This is a genomic window from Variovorax sp. OK605, assembly GCF_900115445.1.
Lineage (GTDB): Bacteria > Pseudomonadota > Gammaproteobacteria > Burkholderiales > Burkholderiaceae_C > Variovorax.
Genome location: NZ_FOWL01000004.1, coordinates 336316 through 357476, shown reverse-complemented (window position 1 = coordinate 357476; position 21161 = coordinate 336316). Strand labels below are relative to the sequence as shown.

The 21161-nt window shown below is 69.2% G+C and carries 20 protein-coding genes; 6 read left to right on the top strand and 14 right to left on the bottom strand.

Going from position 1 to position 21161, the window contains the following annotated elements; all coding sequences use genetic code 11:
* Nucleotides 1-50 precede the first annotated feature (50 nt).
* Nucleotides 51-1154 carry a M14 family metallopeptidase gene (locus BM013_RS13150; protein WP_093127588.1) on the top strand — a complete coding sequence of 368 codons (1104 nt, stop codon included), beginning with the start codon at nucleotides 51-53 and terminating at the stop codon, nucleotides 1152-1154.
* A 61-nt stretch (nucleotides 1155-1215) separates the two neighbouring features.
* On the opposite strand, the gene BM013_RS13145 is transcribed toward BM013_RS13150, so the two are convergent.
* The gene (locus tag BM013_RS13145; protein WP_093128103.1) at nucleotides 1216-2343 is read right to left on the bottom strand and encodes an ABC transporter substrate-binding protein; all 1128 of its coding nucleotides are present in this window, start codon (nucleotides 2341-2343) and stop codon (nucleotides 1216-1218) included.
* A gap of 51 nt (nucleotides 2344-2394) precedes the next feature.
* Between BM013_RS13145 and BM013_RS13140 the strand changes: the two genes are divergently transcribed.
* Genes BM013_RS13140 through BM013_RS13130 form a run of 3 tightly spaced genes read left to right on the top strand, consistent with a single transcriptional unit; the run spans nucleotide 2395 to nucleotide 5886 of the window.
* Nucleotides 2395-4458, top strand: a complete 2064-nt coding sequence (locus BM013_RS13140) for a molybdopterin-containing oxidoreductase family protein (RefSeq protein ID WP_093127586.1) — start codon at nucleotides 2395-2397, stop codon at nucleotides 4456-4458.
* On the top strand, nucleotides 4455-5579 hold the full coding sequence (locus BM013_RS13135) for an aminopeptidase (RefSeq protein ID WP_093127584.1): 1125 nt from the start codon (nucleotides 4455-4457) through the stop codon (nucleotides 5577-5579). Before BM013_RS13140 ends, BM013_RS13135 begins: the two co-directional genes overlap by 4 nt.
* Nucleotides 5572-5886: a polyhydroxyalkanoic acid system family protein gene (locus BM013_RS13130; protein ID WP_093127581.1), complete on the top strand. Its 315-nt coding sequence runs from the start codon at nucleotides 5572-5574 to the stop codon at nucleotides 5884-5886. Before BM013_RS13135 ends, BM013_RS13130 begins: the two co-directional genes overlap by 8 nt.
* 31 nt (nucleotides 5887-5917) lie before the next feature.
* Here the strand turns inward: BM013_RS13130 and BM013_RS13125 are convergent, their stop codons facing one another.
* From BM013_RS13125 to BM013_RS13095, 7 genes are all read right to left on the bottom strand, one after another.
* A complete protein-coding gene (locus BM013_RS13125; protein WP_093127579.1) occupies nucleotides 5918-6655 on the bottom strand; it encodes an SDR family oxidoreductase in 738 nt (245 codons plus the stop codon).
* A gap of 44 nt (nucleotides 6656-6699) precedes the next feature.
* On the bottom strand, nucleotides 6700-8226 hold the full coding sequence (locus tag BM013_RS13120; RefSeq protein ID WP_093127576.1) for an FGGY-family carbohydrate kinase: 1527 nt from the start codon (nucleotides 8224-8226) through the stop codon (nucleotides 6700-6702).
* A gap of 12 nt (nucleotides 8227-8238) precedes the next feature.
* The gene (locus BM013_RS13115) at nucleotides 8239-9369 is read right to left on the bottom strand and encodes an alcohol dehydrogenase catalytic domain-containing protein (protein ID WP_093127574.1); all 1131 of its coding nucleotides are present in this window, start codon (nucleotides 9367-9369) and stop codon (nucleotides 8239-8241) included.
* Nucleotides 9370-9539: 170 nt separating this feature from the next.
* Nucleotides 9540-10520 carry an ABC transporter permease gene (locus tag BM013_RS13110; RefSeq protein ID WP_093127571.1) on the bottom strand — a complete coding sequence of 327 codons (981 nt, stop codon included), beginning with the start codon at nucleotides 10518-10520 and terminating at the stop codon, nucleotides 9540-9542.
* On the bottom strand, nucleotides 10517-12049 hold the full coding sequence (locus tag BM013_RS13105) for a sugar ABC transporter ATP-binding protein (RefSeq protein ID WP_093128102.1): 1533 nt from the start codon (nucleotides 12047-12049) through the stop codon (nucleotides 10517-10519). Before BM013_RS13105 ends, BM013_RS13110 begins: the two co-directional genes overlap by 4 nt.
* 37 nt (nucleotides 12050-12086) lie before the next feature.
* Nucleotides 12087-13007: an ABC transporter substrate-binding protein gene (locus tag BM013_RS13100; protein ID WP_093127569.1), complete on the bottom strand. Its 921-nt coding sequence runs from the start codon at nucleotides 13005-13007 to the stop codon at nucleotides 12087-12089.
* A 125-nt stretch (nucleotides 13008-13132) separates the two neighbouring features.
* Nucleotides 13133-14023: a helix-turn-helix domain-containing protein gene (locus BM013_RS13095; RefSeq protein ID WP_093127566.1), complete on the bottom strand. Its 891-nt coding sequence runs from the start codon at nucleotides 14021-14023 to the stop codon at nucleotides 13133-13135.
* 273 nt (nucleotides 14024-14296) lie between these two features.
* On the opposite strand from BM013_RS13095, the gene BM013_RS13090 reads away from it, so the two are divergent.
* On the top strand, nucleotides 14297-15544 hold the full coding sequence (locus tag BM013_RS13090) for a CaiB/BaiF CoA transferase family protein (protein ID WP_093127563.1): 1248 nt from the start codon (nucleotides 14297-14299) through the stop codon (nucleotides 15542-15544).
* Nucleotides 15545-15637: 93 nt separating this feature from the next.
* Here the strand turns inward: BM013_RS13090 and BM013_RS13085 are convergent, their stop codons facing one another.
* From BM013_RS13085 to BM013_RS13060, 6 genes are all read right to left on the bottom strand, one after another.
* Nucleotides 15638-15898: an acyl-CoA-binding protein gene (locus BM013_RS13085; RefSeq protein WP_093127560.1), complete on the bottom strand. Its 261-nt coding sequence runs from the start codon at nucleotides 15896-15898 to the stop codon at nucleotides 15638-15640.
* Between the two features lie 102 nt (nucleotides 15899-16000).
* The gene (locus BM013_RS13080; protein ID WP_177225470.1) at nucleotides 16001-16837 is read right to left on the bottom strand and encodes a tetratricopeptide repeat protein; all 837 of its coding nucleotides are present in this window, start codon (nucleotides 16835-16837) and stop codon (nucleotides 16001-16003) included.
* Between the two features lie 4 nt (nucleotides 16838-16841).
* On the bottom strand, nucleotides 16842-17576 hold the full coding sequence (locus tag BM013_RS13075) for a TetR/AcrR family transcriptional regulator (protein ID WP_093127557.1): 735 nt from the start codon (nucleotides 17574-17576) through the stop codon (nucleotides 16842-16844).
* 147 nt (nucleotides 17577-17723) lie between these two features.
* On the bottom strand, nucleotides 17724-18224 hold the full coding sequence (locus BM013_RS13070) for a phasin family protein (protein WP_093127555.1): 501 nt from the start codon (nucleotides 18222-18224) through the stop codon (nucleotides 17724-17726).
* A 151-nt stretch (nucleotides 18225-18375) separates the two neighbouring features.
* Nucleotides 18376-18825: an acyl-CoA thioesterase gene (locus BM013_RS13065; protein WP_093127552.1), complete on the bottom strand. Its 450-nt coding sequence runs from the start codon at nucleotides 18823-18825 to the stop codon at nucleotides 18376-18378.
* A gap of 189 nt (nucleotides 18826-19014) precedes the next feature.
* Nucleotides 19015-19911, bottom strand: coding sequence for a LysR family transcriptional regulator (locus tag BM013_RS13060; RefSeq protein ID WP_093127549.1), 897 nt, complete (start codon nucleotides 19909-19911; stop codon nucleotides 19015-19017).
* Nucleotides 19912-20033: 122 nt separating this feature from the next.
* Between BM013_RS13060 and gtdA the strand changes: the two genes are divergently transcribed.
* Nucleotides 20034-21095, top strand: a complete 1062-nt coding sequence (gtdA, locus tag BM013_RS13055) for a gentisate 1,2-dioxygenase (protein ID WP_093128098.1) — start codon at nucleotides 20034-20036, stop codon at nucleotides 21093-21095.
* Nucleotides 21096-21161: the final 66 nt, after the last annotated feature.

The following is a 21161-nucleotide window of genomic DNA, read 5'->3' as shown; positions in this document are numbered from 1 at the left end:
CGCAGAGTTCGCAGTCCCTGGTCCCTAATCCGTAGCGAGGTGATCGCCAGATGATCGGAATCGCCGAGGCCTTTTCTTCGCGCTACGCCCAGGCGCGCCAGAAGTTCCTGCAGGGCTGCGTGAGCGCCGGCCTCACGGTCGAACCGCATGCGCACCCGCTCAAGGGGCGCGACGGCGAGGAACTGTCGATGGACGTCGCGCTCGACGGCAACGCCGATGCCGACAACCTGCTGGTGGTCACCAGCGCCTGCCACGGCGTGGAGGGCCATTGCGGCAGCGGCGTGCAGGTGTTCGCGCTGCACGACGCCGAATGGCGCGAGAAGGCCAGGGCACAGGGCGTGGCGGTGCTGTACGTGCACGCGCTCAACCCGCACGGCTTTTCGCACGGCCGGCGCGTGACGCACGAGAACGTCGACCTGAATCGCAACTTCATCGACTTCTCGAAGCCGGTACCGGTGAACGAGCCCTACGCCAAGCTGCACGAGCTGCTGCTGCCCGCCACCTGGCCGCCCACGCCCGAGAACCAGGCGGGCGTGGCCAAGTGGATCGACAGGCACGGCGCCACCGCCTACCAGGCGGCCGTGACCAGCGGGCAGTACCAGTTCGACGACGGCCTGTTCTTCGGCGGCAAGGCGCCGACCTGGAGCAACAAGACCATTCGCGGCGTGCTGCGCCGGCACGCGGGCCGCGCCCGGCGCATCGCCTGGATCGACCTGCACACGGGGCTCGGGCCGAACGGCCTGGGCGAGCGCATCTACGCCGGCAAGGACGACAAGACCGCCTATGGCCGCGCCAACGCGTGGTGGGGTACGCCGGCGGCGCCGGTGACCTCGATCTACGACGGTTCTTCCACCTCGGCGCTGCTGCGCGGGCTGATGTGGGACTCGGTGTACGAAGAGTGCCCGCAGGCCGAGTACACCGGCATCGCGCTCGAATACGGCACGCTGCCCATCCTGGAGGTGACCGGCGCATTGCGCGCCGACCACTGGCTGCACAAGCACCCGCAGGCGCCGGCCGACCTGGCCGACGGCATCCGGGCGCGGATGCTGGAGGCGTTCTACACGGACACCGACGCCTGGCGCGGGCAGATCGTCAGCCAGGCGAGGCAGGCGATGTTCCAGGCCGTGAACGGCCTGAGCGGCACCGCCGCCTGATCGCATCCCGAGACCCGGACCTTTTGCGGGTCCGTTCCTCGGTCTTCAGATTTTCAGGTCTTCAGGTCCGGACCTTGCCGTCGCCAGTGAGCATCGACAGTTCCACGAACTTCGACGCCACGTGGCTCTTCGGCGAGAACGACACCTCGAACCCGCCGAACGGCTGGCGGTCGATGCTTTCCAGTCCGGCGATCAGGCTCTCGCGCGTGGGCTTGCCCGGCGCCTTGCGCAGGCCTTCGGTCAGCACCTTGGCGGCCAGGTAGCCTTCGATGCCCGAGAAATTGGCGGTGGCGCCGTTGCCGGCCTTGCGCACCGCCTCGGTGAACTCGCGCGCCAGCGCGTTGGCGGGGTTGAAGGGCGACGGCATCACCTGCGTCACCATCACGCCCGAGGCGTCCTTGCCCAGCTCGTCCGACAGCGCCTGCGTGCCCACGAACGACAGGTTGAAGAAGGTGCCGCCGAAGCCGGCCTTGCGCGCCTCGCGGATGAACGTGGCGCAGGCCTTGTAAGCACCCACTTGCACCACGGCGTCGGGCCGCGCGTCCATGATGTTCTTCACCGCCTGGGCCACGTCGGACGAGTTGCGCTCCACCGTGCCCAGCGCCACCGGCTTGAGCTGCTGCTGCTCGAGCGCCTGCGTCACGCCGTCGAGGCCGGCCTTGCCGTAGGCGTCGTTCTGATAGAAGACCGCGATCTTCTTCAGGCCCAGGTGGGTGAGTTGCTTGACCATCAGCGCCGTCTCGTCGTTGTACGAGGCGCGCAGGTGGAACACGTTCTTCTGGAACGGCTCGCGCAGCGACATCGCGCCGGTGAGCGGGGCGATGAACGGCACCCGGTCCTTCACCGCCAGCGGCAGCGCGGCCAGGCTGGTCGGCGTGCCGACGTAGCCGAACAGCGCGAACACGTCCTCGTCGATGAGCTTCTGCGTATTGGCCGCGCAGCGGTCGGGCTCGTAGCCGTCGTCGAGGTTCTTGATCACCACGTTGCGGCGGCCCGGCTGGGCGTTGTACTGGTCCAGGAACAGCTTGGCGCCCTGGTGGAACTGCACGCCCAGCTGTGCCGCCGGGCCGGTGAAAGGCGCCGACTGGCCGAGCACCAGTGGCGTGTCGCCCTGCGCGCGGGCGATGCCGAAGCCGCCCAGCGCCGCCGCGCCTGCGGCCAAAGAAAAATGTCGTCGATTCATCGTCATGTTCAAAACCCCCTCCCGCGCGCTGTCTCGCGCACAAATTAGACTTGCCCGATGCCCCACGCACCGGATTCCCTGCTCGAAGAAGCACCCCTGCCCGCCACCGTTTCCACGGTGCTGGGCGCCTGCCCCCACGACTGCCCGGACACCTGCGCCCTGGTCACCACCGTCAAGGACGGGGTGGCCGTGAAGCTGCAGGGCAATGCCGCGCATTCGCATACCGGGGGAGTGCTGTGCACCAAGGTGTCGCGCTACATCGAGCGCAACGACCATGCCGAAAGGCTGGTACAGCCACTCAAGCGCGTCGGCCCCAAGGGTTCCGGCCAGTTCGAGCCGGTGAGCTGGGACGACGCGCTGGACGACATCGCCAGGCATCTTGAAGTATTACAGGGAAAACCCGAAGACATTGTCCCCTACAGCTATGCGGGAACCATGGGTCTGGTGCAGGGCGAGTCGATGGACCGTCGTTTTTTCCACAAGCTGGGCGCCACCCTGCTGGACCGCACCATCTGCTCCATGGCCGGCGGCGAGGCCATGGTCTACACGCTGGGCGCCAAGGTCGGCATGCGGATCGAGTTCTTCGCCGAGGCCAAGCTGATCCTGATCTGGGGCAGCAACTCGATCGCCAGCAACCTGCATTTCTGGCGCCACGCCCAGGCCGCCAAACGCGCCGGCGCGCGGCTGGTGTGCATCGACCCGCGCCGCACCGAAACCGCCGACAAGTGCGACGAGCACGTCGCGCTGCTGCCCGGCACCGACGCCGCGCTGGCGCTGGCGCTGATGCACGAGCTCATCGTGCACGACTGGCTCGACCACGACTACATCGCCAGCTACACGCTGGGCTGGGAGCAGCTGCGCGAGCGCGCGCTGCAGTGGCCGCCGTCGCGCGCGGCAGAGGTCTGCGGCATTCCCGAAGCGCAGATCGTGGCGCTGGCCCAGGCCTACGGCACCACCAAGCCGGCGGCCATCCGCCTGAACTACGGCATGCAGCGCGTGCGCGGCGGCGGCAACGCGGCGCGCGCCATCGCCTGCCTGCCGGCGCTGGTGGGCGCCTGGCGCGACCGCGCGGGCGGCCTGCTGCTGAGCAGCTCGGGCCATTACCCGGTGGACCGCGCCGCGTTGCAGCGCCCCGACCTGCTGGCCGGGCGCCGGCCGCGCACCATCAACATGAGCACCATCGGCGACGCGCTGCTGGACACCGCCCACCCGGTGAAGGCCATCGTGGTCTACAACAGCAACCCGGTGGCCGTGGCGCCCGAGTCGGCCAAGGTGGCGGCGGGCTTCGCGCGCGAAGACCTGTTCACCGTGGTGCTGGAGCAGTTCCGCACCGACACCGCCGACTACGCCGACTACCTGCTGCCCGCCACCACGCAGCTGGAGCACTGGGACATCCACTGCAGCTACGGCCACACCGACGTGCTGCTGAACCGCCCGGCCGTGGCGCCGCGCGGCGAGGCCCGCAGCAACGCCTGGGTGTTCCGCGAACTGGCGCGCCGCATGGGCTTCACCGAGCCCTGCTTCTCCGATTCCGACGAGGCGCTGTGCCGCACCGCCTTCGCCGAGAACGCCATCGACTTTCCCCAGTTGCTGGAACAGGGCTTCACCAGCGTGAAGCTGCCCGAGGCCCCGTTCGCCGAAGGCAAGTTCCCCACGCCTTCGGGCCGCTGCGAATTCTTCAGCGCCCGGCTGGAGGCCATGGGCATGAACGGCGTGCCCGACCACGTGCCCAACTGGGAGCCGGCCGGCAGCTCGACCGAGTTCCCGCTGGCCATGATCTCGCCGCCGGCGCGCAACTTCCTCAACTCGACCTTCGTGAATGTGACCAGCCTGCGCGCCATCGAGGTGGAGCCGCTGCTGGAGATCCACGCGGAAGACGCCGCCGCCCGCGGCATCGAGGACGGCTCGCTCGTGCGCGTGTTCAACAAGCGCGGCGAGCACCGCTGCCGCGCCGAGGTGTCGCGCCGCGCGCGCCAGGGCGTGGTGCACGGCATGGGCATCTGGTGGCGCAAGCTCGGCATGGACGGCACCAACGTCAACGAGCTGACCAGCCAGCGCCTGACCGACATCGGCCGCGGCCCGACCTTCTACGACTGCCTGGTCGAGGTCGAGAAGGCGTGAGGCTTCTTTCAGCCCTCGCGCTGGCCGGCCCGCTGTTGCTGGGCGGCTGCGCCGACCTGGGCTACTACTGGCAGTCGGCCAGCGGCCACATCGGCATCATGCGGGCGGCCAAGCCCGTGCCCGAGTGGCTGGCCGACCCGGCCGTGTCGGCGGCGCTGAAGGCCAAGCTCGAACTCACGCAGCGCATCCGCGCCTTCGCCTCGTCGCAGCTGGGCCTGCCCGACAACCCCAGCTACAAGTCGTACGCCGACCTGCACCGTGCCGCCGCCGTGTGGAACGTGGTGGCCGCGCCGCCGTACTCGCTCACGCTGAAGAGCTGGTGCTTCCCGGTGGCGGGTTGCGTGGGCTACCGCGGCTACTACGACGAGGCGGCGGCCAAGGCCGAAGCCGAAACGCAGAAGACGAACGGCATGGAAGTGGCCGTGTACCCCGTGCCCGCGTACTCCACGCTCGGCTGGATGAACTGGGCCGGCGGCGATCCGCTGCTGTCCACCTTCATCGGCTACCCCGAAGGCGAGCTGGCGCGCCTCGTGTTCCACGAACTCGCGCACCAGGTGCTCTACGTGGCCGGCGACACGGTGTTCAACGAGTCGTACGCCACCGCGGTCGAGCGCATCGGCGGCGCGATGTGGCTGCAGCGCGAGGCCGGCGAGCCGGCGCGGCGCGAGTACGCACAGTTCGACGGCCAGCGGCAGGACTTCCGGGCGCTCGCGCTGGACACCCGCCGCGCGCTCACGAAGGTCTACGAGTCGCCCGAAGCCAAGGCCGAGGACTGGACCAGGGTCGAAGCCATGAAGCAGGCCGCCATGGCCGACTTCCGCGATCGCTACCAGAAGCTCAAGGCCGCCTGGAGCGGCCCGCGCCAGAACGCCTACGACGCCTGGGTGGCGCGCGCCAACAACGCGGCGTTCGGCGCGCAGGGCGCCTACGACGACATGGTGCCCGGCTTCGAGGCGCTGTTCGACCGCGAAGGCCGCGACTGGCCGCGCTTTTACACTGCAGTCAAGCGCATTGCCGCGCTGCCGACCGATGCGCAGCGCCGCAGCGCGCTCCAGGCGGCCAGCGGCGTCCTGCAAACCCATTCCAGCCCGGAACACAAAATCGGAGATCACGGTGCCTGACATCCACATCGAACGCAACCACACGCTGGGCATTGCCGGCGCGCGCGCCGTCGCGCACAAATGGATCCAGCAGGCCGAACAGGAGTTCGGCCTCGAATGCGTCTACACCCAGGGCGACGGCCTCGACGTGGCCACCTTCACCCGCGCCGGCATCGACGGCACCGTCGAGGTCACCGAGAGCACCTTCAAGCTCGACGCGACGCTGGGCTTCCTGTTCAGCAGCTTCAGCGAAATGATCGAGCAGAAGATCACGCGCAACCTCGACGCGATGCTCGAATCCCGGCGCGGCGGCACCCGCCTCGCCTGACCTGACCTGACCCGACCGGGCACCGCAGCGTTCAGGCGATCGTGTAGCCGCCGTCCACCGGCAGCGCCACGCCGCTCACCATCGACGCGCCGTCGCTCAGCAGGAACAGGACCGGCGCCACCACTTCCTCGACCTGCGCGAAGCGGCCCAGCGGAATCCCGCGGATGGCCGCGGCGCTCTTGTCTGGATCGGCCCAGGCCTGCTCGGCCATCGGCGTGAGCGTGACGGTCGGGTTCACGCTGTTCACGCGGATGCCATGCGGCCCGAACTCCAGGCACAGCGAGCGCGTGATCGCGTCCATCGCGGCCTTCGACGCGCAATAGCAAAGGTGCGCGTCGAGCGCCACCAGCGCGGCCTGGCTCGACACGTTGACGATGCTGCCGCGCACGCCGGCCGCGATCATTGCCTTGCCGCAGCGCGAGGCCACGAGCGCCGCGGCGCGCGCGTTCACGGCCATCACGGCGTCGAAGTTGTCGGCCCGCAGGTCGACGGCCGGCTCGAGCAATGCGATGCCTGCGCAATTCACCACGAGGTCGAATGCGGGCAATGCCGCCAGTGCGATTTCCAGCGCGCCTGTGTCGGCCACATCGAGCACCAGCGGCGTGCAGCCGGCTTCCATGTGCAGGGCCGCCAGCGCCGCGGCGTTGCGGCCCACGGCCGTGACCTGCGCGCCGGCCTGCGCCAGGCGCGCGGCCACCGCGCGGCCGATGCCGCTGCTTGCGCCCGTCACCAGCGCTCGTTTGTTGGAGAAGTCGAAGGAGGTTGTCATGTCGAATGCATCGCGATGGGCGTTCGTGCTCGGGGCGCAGCCATTCACTTCAGCCGATGCATCGCATCGCGCAACGCCGGATAAAGCGACTTGTAGATCTCGAAGCGCTCGCGGTACACCGCCTGCGCCGCGGGTTCGGGCCGCGCGCGTTCCACCAGCGTGACCCAGCCGCGCTCGGCCGTCGCCGCATCGACCAGCCCCGCGCCCAGCGCGGCGAGCATGGCCGCGCCGAGTGCCGCCTCGACCTCTTCCTCGATGGTGAACACCGGGTAGCCCGTGATGTCGGCCACGATCTGCATCCACAGGTCGGAGTGCGCCGCGCCGCCGACCACGATGAGCCGGTCGTCCAGCGGCTGGCCGCTTTGCCGCCCCGCCTCGATGTTGTGCTGCAGCGCGAAGCTCACGCCTTCGAGCACCGCGCGGTACAGGTGCGCGCGGCTGTGCGCGAGCGACAGGCCGATGAACGCGCCCTTGGCCTGCGCGTCCCAGATGGGGCTGCGCTCGCCCATCAGGTAGGGCAGGAACACCAGGCCCTGCGCGCCCGGCGGCACGTCGACGGCCTTGCGCTCGATGAGCGCGTGCGCGTCCTCGCCGGTGCGCGCGGCCTCGGCCACCTCGGCCTGGCAGAAGGCTTCGCGGAACCATGTGATGGCCGCGCCCGCGGTGATCGCGCCGCCGAACACATAGCTGCGGTCGGCGCCGCGGTACACGTGCGGCATGGTGATGAGCCGGTGCCGCGCATCGACCGTCGGGCTCACGAAGCCCCAGCACATGCTGGTGCCGATCATCGCGACGTGGTCGCCGCTGCCGGTGACGCCCGCGCAGAAGGTGGCCACCGCCGCATCGACGCCGCCCGCCATCAGCGGCATGCCTTCGGCAAGGCCCAGCTTCTCGGCCCATTCGGCGCTCAGCCCGCCGACCACGTCGCTCGACTCCACGAGGCGCGGCGGCATCATGCGCGCCGGAATGCCGAGCATGCCCATCGCCTCGCCGGACCACTGGCGCCGCTGCGCGTCGTACACGCCGCCGATGTTTCCGGCCGAACTGTGGTCCACCGCGAGCTCGCCCGTGAGCCGCCAGTTGATGTAGCTGTTCGGCGGCAGGAAGTGGCGCGTGTTCTCCCACACCCGCGGCAGGTGCTCGCGCACCCACAGGATCTTGGTGAAGCCGTGGTAGCTGTCCACGCCGTTGCCGGTGATGGCCTCGAGCCGCGGCACGTCGACGTTCGCGTTCACCCAGGCCACTTCGTCGGTGGCGCGGCGGTCCATCCAGATCAGGCAGGGGTGCAGCGGCTGCATCGCTTCATCGACCGGAATGCCCGCGCCGCCGTACAGGCTGCTCACGCACATCGCCGCGATGTCGGCCGGGGCCACGCCGCTGGCCGCCACGCAGGCGCGCACGCTCTCGCACACCGCGTCGAACCACACCGCGCAGTCCTGCTGCGCCCACAGGGGCTTGGGGGTTTCGGGCTGGTAGGCCACGCTGCGTTGCGAATGCACCTTGCCGTCGATGCCGACCAGCAGGCACTTGGTGCTCTGCGTGCCGATGTCGACGCCGATCACGTATTTCATGGGTGTCGTCTCTCAGGATCGGGGCTGCGGCTTGAGCAGCACCTTGATGGAATCCAGCGAGTTTGCCAGCGCGAAGGCGCGCTCCCATTCGGTCAGCGGGAAGTCGTGCGTGACGATGCCCTTCGAGGTGGCGAGGCCGCGCGCCAGCAGGTCGATGGCGATGGGGTAGCAGTAGGGACCGAGGTGCGCGCCGCGCACGTCGAGCTCCTTGCGGTCGCCGATGATCGACCAGTCGGCGCTGGTTTCCGCGCCGAACACGCTGAACTCCACGAAACGCCCGAGCCGGCGGATCATGTCCAGGCCCTGCGTCACGCCGATGGGCGCGCCCGTGGTCTCGATGTACACGTCGCAGCCGTAGCCTTCGGTCAGGCCCTTGACGACGGCGCCGGCATCCTCGGTCTTCGGGTTGACGACGACGTCGGCGCCGTACTGCTTCGCCAGCGCGAGGCGCTCGGGCACGAGGTCGATCACGATCAGCTTCTTCGGCGTCTTCAGCGCGGCCACCTGCACCATCATCAGGCCCAGCGGGCCGGCGCCGGCGATCACCACCACGTCGTCGAGCTGGATGTCGCCGCGGTTCACGGTGTGGATCGCGCAGGCGAGCGGCTCGATGATGGCCGCGTCTTCCAGCGGGATGCCGTCGGGGATTTTGTGCACGCGCGAGGTGGACGGCAGCCGCATGAAGTCGGCCATGCCGCCGTCGGCCACGACGCGCTGGAAGCCGAAGATGTTGTGCACCTCGCACATCCAGTACTTGCCGGTGGTGCAGAAGCGGCACTTGCCGCAGGGCACGATCTGCTCGGCGATCACGCGGTCGCCTTTCTCCACGCCGAAGTGTTCCGCCGCGCCTTCGCCGAGCGCCTCGACGTAGCCGAAGAATTCATGGCCGGGGATGACCGGCGCCTTGACCCACGAGGGCTGGCCGTCGCCGCCCCAGAACATCTTCGCGCCCGAGTGGCACTTGCAGTCGGAGGCGCAGATGCCGCAGGCGGCGATGGAGATCAGCAGCTCGTTCGGGCCGATGGCGGGCAGGGCGACGGTTTCGAGCCGGTAGTCCTTGGGGCCGTGGCAGACGACGGCCTGCATGGCGGCGAGTTCAGCGATGGCGCCCGATGCGCCGGGCTGGAGCTTTTGATAAGACATGGGTTCCTTGTGGTCGAAGAGGGTGTTGGTGTTGGTGTCGGTGTGGGCTCCCTCTCCCTCTGGGGGAGGGCAGGGGTGGGGGCAAGCGGCGTCACCGTTGGGCACGCTCTGCCTGCCCCCATCCCAGCCTTCCCCCGGAGGGGAAGGAGCAAGACAGGCGACGAAGAGGCTCAGCGCTTGGCCTCGCGGCTGATGAAGATGGCCAGCAGCACGATCGCGCCCTTGATGATCAGTTGCAGGTACGGCGACACGCCGATCATGTTGAGACCGTTGTTCAGCACGCCCAGCAGCAGCGCGCCCACCAGCGTGCCCACGATGGCGCCGCGGCCGCCCGCGATCGAGGTGCCGCCCATCACCACCGCCGCGATGGCGTCGAGCTCGAAGCCCACGCCCACGCCGGGCTGTCCGCTGGTCACGCGCGAGGCCTGCACGATGCCCGCGACGGCGGCGGTCAGCCCGCTCAGCGCATACACCAGCAGCTTGTAGCGCGACACCCGCACGCCCGACAGCCGCGTGGCCTCCTCGTTGCCGCCGATGGCATACACATAGCGCCCGAACGGCGCCATGTTCAGCAGCACGTAGGCCACGAGGTAGGTCGCCAGCATGATGAGGATCGGCACCTTGATGCCCGCGAGCACGCCGCCGCCCAGGAAGGCGAACGACTCGGGCAGGCCGTCGATCGGGTAGCCGCCGGTGTAGATCAGCGCAATGCCGCGCGCGATGCCCATGGTGGCCAGCGTCACGATGATCGGCGGCATGCGCAGGCAGGCCACGCAGTAGCCGTTGAACAGGCCGATCACCACGCCCACCGCCAGCCCGAGCGGCACCGCGAGCACCGGCGGCAGGCCGAACTGCACCATCAGCCCCGAGGCCAGCGTGCCCGACAGCGCCACCACCGCGCCCACCGACAGGTCGATGCCGCCGGTGAGGATGGCGGCCGTCATGCCCACCGCGATGATCGCGTTGATCGACGACTGCAGCGCAATGTTCTGCAGGTTGCCCCATGACAGAAAGTTGTCGGTCGCCACGATCATGAAGACCGAGATCGCGACCAGTCCGACCAGCGGAAGAAAGGCCGTGGAGCGGCGCAGCCGGGTGAAGAGCCCGCCGGCGGGCGCCGGCGGCACGGGATGGGTGGCGGTTGCGTTCATTGCAAGCTCCCGGAGGTGATGGAGGTTGACGTGGCGTGGCGCATGATGTCGCCCGCGTTGATGGCGTCGCCCTCCAGCGTCGCCACGATGGCGCCGCCCGAGAACACCGCGACGCGGTCGCACATGCCCACGATCTCGGGCAGCTCGCTGGAGATCATCAGGATGGCCTTGCCCTGGCGCGTGAGCTCGCGCATGAGGCCGTAGATCTCGGCCTTGGCGCCCACGTCGATGCCGCGCGTGGGCTCGTCGAAGATCAGCACCTCGCAGTCGTGGCCGAGCCAGCGCGCGATCACCACCTTCTGCTGGTTGCCGCCCGACAGCGTGGCCACGCGCGTCTCCACGCCCGGCGCCTTCACGCCCACGCGGCGCGACAGTTCGCCGGCCGCCTGCTTCTCCGACGCCTGGCTCACCAGCCCGGCGCTGCGGTGCCGGGCGAGGTTGTTCAGCGAGATGTTGAAGCGGATCGTGAAGTCGGTGATGAGCCCCTCGGCCTTTCGGCTTTCGGGCAGCAGGCCGATGCCGGCTTCGAGTGCCTGCGTCGGGTCGTTCAGGCGCACGGGCCTGCCGTTGCGCAGCACCGTCTTGCGGTGGGCGCGGTCGGCGCCCATCATGCCCAGCGCCAGCTCGGTGCGGCCCGAGCCCACGAGGCCGGCGAAGCCGAGGATCTCGCCTTCGTGCAGTTCGAAGGCGTTCACCGGCCCGCCCTTCGCGAGCTGGATGTGCGGCACCTCCAGCAGCTTGCGCGCGTGGACCGCATGAGGCGCGGGCACCGGCTTGGGCGGAAAGTTCTGCTCGATGCGCCGCCCCACCATCATCTCGACCAGCGCGTCGACGTCGGTCGCGCCGACCTCCGCATGCCCCGCGTTGGCGCCGTCGCGCAGCACGCTGATGCGGTCGCACACCTCGAAGATCTCGTCGAGGTGGTGCGAGATGAAGATCATCGCCACGCCCTTGGCGCGCAGCTCCCGCATGATCTTGAACAGGTGCCCCGCCTCGTTCGGCGTGAGCGTGGCGGTCGGCTCGTCGAGCACCAGCAGCCGCGCCTTCAGCGACAGCGCCTTGCCGATTTCCACGAACTGCTGCTGCGCCACCGAGAGCTGGCAGATCGGCACGCCAAGGTCGATCCGCACGCCCAGCTCGTCGAAGAGCTGTTGCGCCGAGCGCTTCATCGCGGCCGTGTCCATCAGGCCGAAGCGGTTCTTCAGGTAGCGCCCCAGGAAGATGTTCTCCACCGCGTTCAGGTGCGGGATGAGGCTGAACTCCTGGAAGATGATGCCCACCCCCGCCGCGATGGCGTCGCTGTAGCCCGCGAAGCTGCGCTCGCTGCCGTCGATGAAGATGCGGCCCTCGTCGGCCCGGTAGATGCCGCCGAGGATCTTCATCAGCGTCGACTTGCCCGCGCCGTTCTCGCCGAGCAGCGCGTGCACCTCGCCCTTGCGGATCGAGAGGTCGATGCCCGAGAGCGCCTTCACACCGGGAAAGCGCTTGGAGACGCCTTCGAGCCGCAGCATTTCGGCGGTGTCGTTCATGGTGGTCTGCTGCCGTGTGTGCAACGTGTGCCGCGGCTCACCAGGTGAAGGTCTTCGCGCCTTCGGCGTCGATCAGCTTCACGTCGACCGGCACCGCGGCCGGCACGTTGGCGCCCCACTTCTTCGCCAGCGCGATGCCGATGGCCAGGCGGATCTGGTCGCGCGGGTACTGTGCGGTGGTGGCGATGAACTTGGAGCCCGGCTTCTGCATGGCCTTGATGGCCTCGGGCGCGCCGTCCACGCTGGTGAGCTTCACGTCCTTGCCGCTCGCTTCGATGGCCGCGAGCGCGCCCATCGCGCCCCCGTCGTTCACGCTGAACACGCCCTTCAGGTCCTTGTTGGCCTGCAGGATGTTCTCGGTCACGGTGAGCGCGGTGGCGCGCTCCTGCTTGCCGTTCTGCGTGCTCACCACCTTGATGCCGGGGTACCTGGCCAGTGCCTCGCGGCAGCCCTTCACGCGCTCCAGGATCGGCACCACCGGAATGCCGTCGAGGATGGCCACGTCGCCCTTCTCGCCGATGCTTTTGGCCAGGTACTCGCAGGCCAGGCGGCCCGCGTCGGTGTTCTTCGAGCCCACGAAGGAGTCGACCGGGCCCTGCGCATTGGCGTCCACCGCCACCACCACCAGGCCCGCCTTCTTGGCCGAGCGCACGGCCGACTGCACGCCGGTGGAGTCGGTCGGGTTCAGCAGCAGGATGTCGACCTTCTTCTGGATCATGTCTTCCACATCGCCGATCTGCTTGGCCACGTCGTGCCGCGCGTCGGTGGTGACCACCGTGGCGCCGATGCTGGCGGCGGCCTCCTCCAGCGCCTGCTTCATGGTCACGAAGTAGGGGTTGTTGAGTTCCTGGAAGGTCATGCCGATGCGCAGCGGCTGCTTCGGTGCCTGCGCCTGCGCGGCGGATGCGCCGCAGACCAGCGCGGCGGTGATGGCGATGGCCTTGAGAAGTGTCGTCATGGTGGCTGTCTCCTGGGGGTTGTCTCTGTGTGGAAGAACGCGGAACAAACGCTGGCAAAGCTCCACCCCGCGCGGCGCCCGGAGCGCCGCGCCGCAAGCGGCACGGGGGAACGCGACGGGCCCTGCTACGGCGGGCTGGCGGCACGCGAGGCGGCGGCCTGCATGCGGTGGAAGTTGCGGAACTTGGTCGGCGGCATGCGCTTGTGCAGCAGGAACTGCCGGTTGAAGTTCGACACGTTGTTGAAGCCCACGTCCATGCAGACGTCGAGCACCGGCTTCTCGCTGTTGGTGAGCAGCTCGCAGGCGCGGCTGATGCGCAGCCGGTTCACGTAGCGCACGAACGACTGGCCCGTGTGCTTGCGAAAGGCGCGCGAGAACGCGCTCGGGCTCTGGCCCACCAGCTCGGCCAGCATCGGCTCGCGCAGGTCGTCGGCCAGGTTGGCCGTGATGTGCGCCAGCACGTTGTTGATGGCGTGCGACATGAAGGCCTTCGGGTCGGGCCGGAACGCCGGGCTCGCCAGGCGCTGGCGGTCGTGGCCGCCGGCCAGCAGCTCGAGCAGCGACAGCAGCAGGATCACGCGGCGCAGGCCGCGCGCCTCCAGCAGCGATTCCATGATCGGCTTGGCGGCCGCGGCGGTCTGCGCCGAGAACAGCAGGCCCGAGCCCGATTCGGCCAGCAGCGGCGCGATGTGCTGGAACTCGGGAAAGCTGGCGGACATGTGCTGCACCAGCGCGGCCGGGAACTGGATCACGATGCCGCGCCGCTCCACGCTCTGGCCGGCGGGCACGTCGCTGATCCAGTTGTGCGGCAGGTCGGGGCCCATCAGCACGAGGTTGCCGGGCTCGAAGTGGCCGACGTGGTCGCCCACGAAATACACGCCCTGGGTTTCCACGATCAGCTGGATCTCGTACTCCGGGTGGAAGTGCCAGCGCACCGTGCGGTACGGGTAGCCGTGCGCCCAGCAGGTGAACGATTCGTCACCGCGGACTTCGACGATTTCCAGGTCGGGTTGCATGGGGCGGACTGTACGAATCGCTCCCGGCGCCAACAACCAGAGATGGGCCGCGAAACCGATACTTTTTTGACTTCGACGCGGGCCGCGCCGGCGCGCCCGGCGGCCTGCATTGCGCTGCAGCAAACCTCTTTCTCCTCGGGGGAAGAGCGCATGAGGGCGGCAATTGCTGCGCTGCGGCAGGCGGCGAAATTGCGCGGTCAAGAATTCATAGGTGTTTTCCCGCCCACCCCGGCGCCGCGAGGGCGGCGCGCGGGCACGGCACACTCGGGCGCCATGACAACGACAAGCTCTTCTTCCCCGGCGGCCGGTCCGCTGGCCGGCCTCAAGGTCGTCGAACTCGGACAGCTCATTGCCGGGCCTTTCGCGGCGCGCACGCTGGGCGACTTCGGCGCCGAAGTCATCAAGATCGAGCCGCCCGGCACGGGCGACCCGCTGCGCACCTGGCGGCTGCTGAAGGACGGCACCTCGGTGTGGTGGCAGGTGCAGTCGCGCAACAAGCGTTCGCTGGCGCTCGACCTGCGCCAGCCCGAGGCACAGGCCATCGTGCGGCAGCTGGCGGCCGAGGCCGACGTGCTGGTCGAGAACTTCCGCCCCGGCGCCATGGAAGGCTGGGGCCTGGGCCCCGACGCGCTGCTGGCCGCCAACCCGGGGCTGGTGATGCTGCGCATCAGCGGCTACGGCCAGACCGGGCCCTACCGCGACCGCCCCGGCTTCGGCGTGGTGGCCGAGGCCATGGGCGGGCTGCGCCACCTCATGGGCGAGCCGGGCCGCGTGCCGGTGCGCGTGGGCGTGTCGATCGGCGACACGCTGGCGTCATTGCACGGCGTGATCGGCGTGCTGATGGCGATGCAGCACCGCCATGCGACCGTGAGCGCCGAGCATCCGAAGGGCAAGGGGCAGGTGATCGACGTGGCGCTCTACGAGGCGGTCTTCAACTGCATGGAAAGCCTGCTGCCGGAGTACGGCGAGTTCGGCGCGGTGAGGGAGGCCGCGGGCAGCGCGCTGCCGGGCATTGCGCCCACCAACGCCTACCGCTGCGCGGACGGCGGCCACGCCATCGTCGCGGGCAACGGCGACAGCATCTTTCGCCGCCTGATGGAATGCATCGGCCGGCCCGACCTCGCGGCCGACCCGGCGCTGGCGGGCAACACGGGACGGGTGGCGCAGGTGGAAATGCTCGATGCCGCCATCGGCGACTGGGCCGCGCAGCGCACGGTCGAGGAGGTGCTGGCCGCGCTGGACGCGGCGCACGTGCCGGCCGGGCGGATCTATTCCATTGCCGACATCGCGGCCGACCCGCACTACGCCGCGCGCGGCATGCTGCAGCAGTTGCGCATGCCCGACGGCAGCGCGCTCGCGGTGCCCGGCTTCGTGCCCAAGCTGTCGCTCACGCCGGCCAGCCACCGGTACAACGCGCCGGCGCTGGGGGCGGACACCGACGCGGTGCTGAAGGAAATCGGCTTGAGCGCGCAGCAGATCGCCGCGCTGCATGCGCGCGGGATCGTGGGCTCTGCGTCGTGAGACACCACGGAGCCGGCTCTGCCGGGCCGCAGGTGCCGCCCCCGGAAGGGCGTTGGCGCAGCGACACGGCGTGCGCGCAGCTTGGGGGAGAGCCTAGCCTGCGCGCAGCGACTCGATCAGGTCGATGTACTTCTGCTTGGCCTCGTCGGCGCTCGCGCCTTTTTGCGCCGTCCACGCGTCCCACTTGGCGCGCGCGACGATGTCGCTGAAGCTGGGCCTCTTGGCGGTGTTGTCGCCTTCGGTGGCCTGCTTGAAGAGGCCGTAGATCTTCAGCAGTGTCGGGTTGTCGGGGCGCTCGGCGAGCAGCTTGGAGTTGGCCTGGGCGGCTTCGAATGGGGCGTTGAGGTCGGACATGGCAGTCGGATGAGAGAAAAACGGAAATGAAAACGCAGACCGCGCATCTTAAATCGCGCGGTACACGCCGGTACCAGGTCGACCCTTCGCGCTTTCAGCCCTTCAGTCTTTCAGCCCGGCGCGCGCCAGCTCCACGTCCAGCCGCTCCCGCGCGTCCGCCGGCTTCAGCGCCGCCGCCCGCTCATAGAGCCTGGTTGCGTCGCCCATCAGCGAATCGCCGTGCAGCATCAGCAGCGCGCGGGCGAATTCCATCATGCCGGCGGCGGAATGCGGGTGCAGCTCGAGCCCGCGCTCGAACAGGTCGATCGACGTTTCCGCCCGCACGCCGTAGGTCATGCGCCCGACCAGCGCGCCCACCTTGTCGATGACTTCGGCGTGGAACGAGGCCAGCGCGAGGTGCGCGTCGGCGTGCCGCGGCTGCAGCTCGATCACGCGTTCCAGCGCGCCCTTGAGCTTGCTGCCCAGCCCCTGCGCCAGCGCGCGCGCCACGCTGATGCCCTGGCTGTAGCGCCCCAGCGCATAGGCCTGCCAGTACAGCGCCTGGCAGTTCTCGGGTTCGGCCGCGGCCTGCGCGCCCGCGCGCTCGATCACCTGGCGGAACATCGCGAGCCGCACGGCCTCGCGCGGCTCCAGGTAGTTGGCGTAGACGGCGGTCGACTGGTTGGCCAGCGCCAGCCCTTCGGCGCCGTGCAGCAGGCCGACGGTGGCGGCGCGCTCGAACTCGCCGCTGTGGTACAGCGCCCAGCCTTCGGCCAGCGCCGAGCTCTCGGGCGGCACCGGCAGGTCGTGGCCGGCATGCAGGCGCGGCCAGTGAGAGGCCACGCTGCGGGCGTCGTAACGGGGCACGTCGGACCAGGGGAAGGGTGTCCACGGGTCCGCGTTGGCGACAACCGGGTGGGCGGACATCAGCGAGAGCGGTTTGAAGTCGGGGTGGGGCATGTGTCTAGACCGCCATGTCGACAGGTGGTTTCGCGTTGTTGCTGCCGTTGCCGTTGCCGTTGCCGCTGCTGTTCTGGCCGGCATCTTCACCGTTGTAGGCGTGGCTCAGTGTCAGCAGATGCCGGCGCTGCTCGCGCTCGAGGTAGGGGGCGAGCTGGTGCAGCGTGTGGTGGGCGCCGCGCATCAGCGCGCCCTGCGCATGCGCGGGCTCCAGCGCCTCGCGCGGGTTGCGCACGTACTCGTAGCTCAGCCAGTAGGTCAGCACGACGACCATGCTCTGGGCGAGCGTGTCGACCTCGTGCACGTCGATCTCGAGGTGGCCGGCGCGGCTCAGCCCGGCAATCAGCTGGCGGATGGCGCGGGCCTTGTTCTTCAGCACCAGCTGGAACTGCGTCTCCAGGCGCCGGTTCTTGCTGAGCAGGTCGTTGAGGTCGCGGTACAGGAAGCGGTAGCGCCAGATCAGCTCGAACAGCGTGTGCATGAAGAACCACGCGTCCTCCACGTCGTTCACGCCCTCGCTGGCGTGCAGCAACTCGTTGAGCTCGGCCTCGTAGCCTTCGTAGAGCTTGTTGATCAGCTCTTCCTTGGCCGGGTAGTGGTAGTAGAGATTGCCGGGGCTGATATTGAGTTCGCCCGCCACCAGCGTGGTGGACACGTTCGGTTCCCCGAAGCGGTTGAACAGGTCCAAGGCGGCTTCGAGGATGCGTTGCGCTGTGCGGCGTGGCGCCTTCTTTGCCATGTCGGTGCCCCCGTATGTCTCGTGGTCTCTTGGGGACACTCTAGCCTATGTGCACCGCACCATGAACGGTGCGGGACATGTTTTGCGACACAGTTTTCGTTGTGCAGTGCCGCAAACGCGGGCCGTCCGGCGCGGCCGGCCAGGGGCTCAGCCGGCCTTGCTGCGGCGCAGGGTCTTCTTGGCGGCCGGCGCGGCGGCCTTGCCCGTCTTGCGGGCGGGGGTCTTGCGCGGCGCGGCGGCCTGCGCGTGCTGCTGCTTTTTCAGCTGCGCTTCGAGTGCCTCGACGCGCGCCTGCAGCGCGGCCATGTCGGCGGCGCTCGGGGTGCCGAGCTTCTCGAGCGCGCGCGCCACGCGCTCCTCGAAGATGTTCTCCAGCTTGCCCCACTGGCCGGCGGCCTTGGTGCCGAACTCGCTGGCGAAGCCGCTCATGCGCTGCTGGGCCTGGGCGAGGGTTTCCTCGGCGGCCGCCTGGGTCTTCTTCTGCATGCCGGCGCCGTCCTTGACCAGCGCCTCGAAGGCCTTGCTGCCTTCCTGCTGCATCTTGGCGAAGGCGCCGAGGCCGGCCAGCCAGATCTGCTGGGCGGAGTCCTTGATGCGGTCGGAGGACTTGCCGTTGTTGTTGTCGTCGTCGGAAGAGGAGGAGGCCATGGCGGAATGTTCCTGGAAAGGGAGCGAAGAGTCAGGGGGCGAGCGCAGGACTCTAGCCGCCCGGACCCTCCACCGTTAGAGCTTTCCGCCTAGCCGCGTGGCGCGCCGGCTGCAGTCTGGGCAGCCGGCACAGCCCGCACCGCCAGTTCGATCAGGGCGTGCCGCCGGCGGCGCGGCTGGCGTCCAGGTGCGCCTTGGCGCGCTCGGCCAGCGCCATTTCGCCGGGCGTGCCGGGCGCGAAGCTCTCCACCGGCAGCGGCCGGCCGTGCGAGTCGACCGAGACGAACACGATCAGGCATTCGGTGGTCTTCTCCATCACGCCGCCCTTCATGTCGCCGCTGCGCACCTCCACCGAGATGTTCATGCTGGTGTTGCCCGTGTAGGCCAGGCGGGCCTCCACCTCGACCAGGTCGCCGATCATGATCGGGCGGTGGAAGCGGATGCTGCCGATGAAGGCGGTGACGCAGTAGCGCTTGGCCCAGCTGGTCGCGCAGGCGTAGCCGGCCTCGTCGATCCACTTCATGACCGTGCCGCCGTGGACCTTGCCGCCGAAGTTGACGGTGCTGGGTTCTGCGAGGAATCGCAGGGTGATCGAGGACATGGAAGGCCGCCTTTTCGATGGGCTGTGGGGGTAGGGAGCCGCGATTATGCGAGCGCCCGGATGCCCCCCAGACGCCGCTGGTCGGCGTCGATCACCGCCTGTCGCCGCTGGTCGGTGCCGATCACCGCCTGTCGCCGCTGGTCGGCACCGATCACCGCCTGTCGTCGCCCGTCGCCCCGGCGTGCGCGCTCAGCTCCCGCTGAACAACTGCGCCAGCGTGCGCCGCAGCCAGGCGTTGCCCGGGTCGGCATGAAAGCGCTCGTGCCAGTGCTGCTTCACGGCGTAGGCCGGCAGGGCGAAGGGCGGCTCCAGCAGCTTCACCGGCTCCTGCGTGGCCAGCACCTTGCCCAAAATGCGCGGCACCACCACGATCAGCTCGGTGTGCGCCACGATGCGCGCCACGCTCAGGAAGCTCGACAGCCGCACCACCACGTCGCGCTTCAGGCCCAGCCGGGCGATGGTCGTGTCGACGATGGCATGCCCCGTGCCCGACGTGGACACCACCGCGTGCGCCTCGGCCTCGAAGCGCTTGCGCGTGAGCCGCGCGCCGATGCGCGGATGGTTCTGCGCCGCCAGGCAGACGAAGTTCTGCATGAACAGCGTCTGCTGGTAGAAGCCCGCGTCCAGCTGCGGCATGAAGCCCACGGCCAGGTCGACCTCGCCGTCCTGCAGGCGCCGCCCGCTGATCGTGGAGATGATCTCGGTCTCGATGTGCACCCCCGGCGCCGCGCGCCGCAGGTGGTCGAGCAGGCCGGGCAGCAGCACCACCTCGCTGATGTCGGTCATGCAGATGCGAAAACGCCGCTGCGCCTGCGCGGGCTCGAAGCTGCTGCGGTTGCCTTGCGCCTGCGCCAGCTGCGCCAGCGCCTCGCGCAGGTTCGGGTAGATGCGCTCGGCATGCGGCGTGGGCTGCATGCCCTGGGCGGTGCGGGTGAAGAGGCGGTCGTCGAAGTGGGCGCGCAGCTTGTTCAGCGCGGTGCTGGCCGCGGCCTGCGCCATGCCCAGCCGCTCGGCCGCCCTGGAGACGTTGCCGGTCTTGTAGACCTCGTCGAACACGGCGAGCCATTCGAGATCGAGCTTGGACATGGAAAGGGGCTTCTTCAGGCGAAAGACACCATTATCGAAATTTCGAATTCCGTGTATTGGCTACCGGTCTTGAGGAAATAGTGGTGCGGGTGAAGAATGCCGCCACGGAGACACACCACGCCATGAAACCCGCGCCAACCAATGCGGCCGAACGCCGCGACTACTACGCCCGCATCGCCCCGCTGCACCTCACCCCGCTGTGGGAGTCGCTGCATGCCCTGGTGCCGCGCGAACCGCAGACGCCCTGCGTGCCCGCGCTGTGGCGCTACGACGAGATCCGCCCGCTGCTGATGGAGTCGGCCGATCTCATCACCGCCGAGGAGGCCGTGCGCCGCGTGCTGGTGCTGGAGAACCCGGCGCTGCCGGGCAACTCGTCGATCACGCAGTCGATCTACGCGGGCCTGCAGCTCATCATGCCGGGCGAGGTGGCGCCGTCGCACCGCCACGTGCAGTCGGCCCTGCGCTTCATCGTCGACGGCAAGGGCGCGTACACCACGGTGGGCGGCGAGCGCACCACCATGTACCCCGGCGACTTCATCATCACGCCCTCGTGGGCCTGGCACGACCATGGCAACGAAGGCATCGGCGGCACGGTCGAGCCGGTGGTGTGGCTCGACGGCCTCGACATCCCGATGCTGCGCTTCTTCGACGCCGGCTTCGCCGAGAACGACGATGCCAAGGTGCAGCACGTGTCGCGCCCCGAAGGCCACAGCCTCGCGCGCTTCGGCCACAACATGGTGCCGGTGCGCCACGACCACGTCTCGGCCACCTCGCCCATCTTCAACTACCCGTACGCACGCAGCCGCGAGGCGCTGGCCCAGCTGCACAAGCAGGAGGCGCCCGACGCCTGGCTCGGCCACAAGCTGCGCTACATCAACCCGCTCACGGGCGGCTCGCCGATGCCCACCATCTCGACCCAGCTGCAGCTGCTGCCCCAGGGCTTCGCCGGCAGGACGCACCGCGCCACCGACGGCACGGTGTACAGCGTGGTCGAGGGCCACGGCACGGCCGAGATCGCCGGCCAGCGCTTCGACTTCGGTCCGCGCGACACCTTCGTGGTGCCGTCGTGGGCGCCGCTGCGGCTGTCGTCGCCCGGCGAAGACACCGTGCTCTTCAGCTTCTCCGACCGCCCCGTGCAGCAGGCCATGGGCATCCTGCGCGAAGCCTTCCTGGAAGAAGCCTGATCCCCGGCGCCTGAACGCAGGCGCCCCTTCTTTTTTCGTTCTTCCCGTTTTTGTTCGACCGTTGCC

Bases quoted from the DNA above. Each gene is read 5' to 3' on its own strand.
- BM013_RS13105 (WP_093128102.1), bottom strand. From the start codon at position 12,049: ATGAACGACACCGCCGAAATGCTGCGGCTCGAAGGCGTCTCCAAGCGC.
- BM013_RS13145 (WP_093128103.1), bottom strand. From the start codon at position 2,343: ATGACGATGAATCGACGACATTTTTCTTTGGCCGCAGGCGCGGCGGCG.
- BM013_RS13095 (WP_093127566.1), bottom strand. From the start codon at position 14,023: ATGCAACCCGACCTGGAAATCGTCGAAGTCCGCGGTGACGAATCGTTC.
- BM013_RS13060 (WP_093127549.1), bottom strand. From the start codon at position 19,911: ATGTCCAAGCTCGATCTCGAATGGCTCGCCGTGTTCGACGAGGTCTAC.
- BM013_RS13065 (WP_093127552.1), bottom strand. From the start codon at position 18,825: ATGTCCTCGATCACCCTGCGATTCCTCGCAGAACCCAGCACCGTCAAC.
- BM013_RS13110 (WP_093127571.1), bottom strand. From the start codon at position 10,520: ATGAACGCAACCGCCACCCATCCCGTGCCGCCGGCGCCCGCCGGCGGG.
- BM013_RS13120 (WP_093127576.1), bottom strand. From the start codon at position 8,226: ATGAAATACGTGATCGGCGTCGACATCGGCACGCAGAGCACCAAGTGC.
- BM013_RS13075 (WP_093127557.1), bottom strand. From the start codon at position 17,576: ATGGCAAAGAAGGCGCCACGCCGCACAGCGCAACGCATCCTCGAAGCC.
- BM013_RS13125 (WP_093127579.1), bottom strand. From the start codon at position 6,655: ATGACAACCTCCTTCGACTTCTCCAACAAACGAGCGCTGGTGACGGGC.
- gtdA (WP_093128098.1), top strand. From the start codon at position 20,034: ATGAAACCCGCGCCAACCAATGCGGCCGAACGCCGCGACTACTACGCC.
- BM013_RS13080 (WP_177225470.1), bottom strand. From the start codon at position 16,837: ATGCCCCACCCCGACTTCAAACCGCTCTCGCTGATGTCCGCCCACCCG.
- BM013_RS13100 (WP_093127569.1), bottom strand. From the start codon at position 13,007: ATGACGACACTTCTCAAGGCCATCGCCATCACCGCCGCGCTGGTCTGC.
- BM013_RS13090 (WP_093127563.1), top strand. From the start codon at position 14,297: ATGACAACGACAAGCTCTTCTTCCCCGGCGGCCGGTCCGCTGGCCGGC.
- BM013_RS13150 (WP_093127588.1), top strand. From the start codon at position 51: ATGATCGGAATCGCCGAGGCCTTTTCTTCGCGCTACGCCCAGGCGCGC.
- BM013_RS13085 (WP_093127560.1), bottom strand. From the start codon at position 15,898: ATGTCCGACCTCAACGCCCCATTCGAAGCCGCCCAGGCCAACTCCAAG.
- BM013_RS13115 (WP_093127574.1), bottom strand. From the start codon at position 9,369: ATGTCTTATCAAAAGCTCCAGCCCGGCGCATCGGGCGCCATCGCTGAA.
- BM013_RS13140 (WP_093127586.1), top strand. From the start codon at position 2,395: ATGCCCCACGCACCGGATTCCCTGCTCGAAGAAGCACCCCTGCCCGCC.
- BM013_RS13070 (WP_093127555.1), bottom strand. From the start codon at position 18,224: ATGGCCTCCTCCTCTTCCGACGACGACAACAACAACGGCAAGTCCTCC.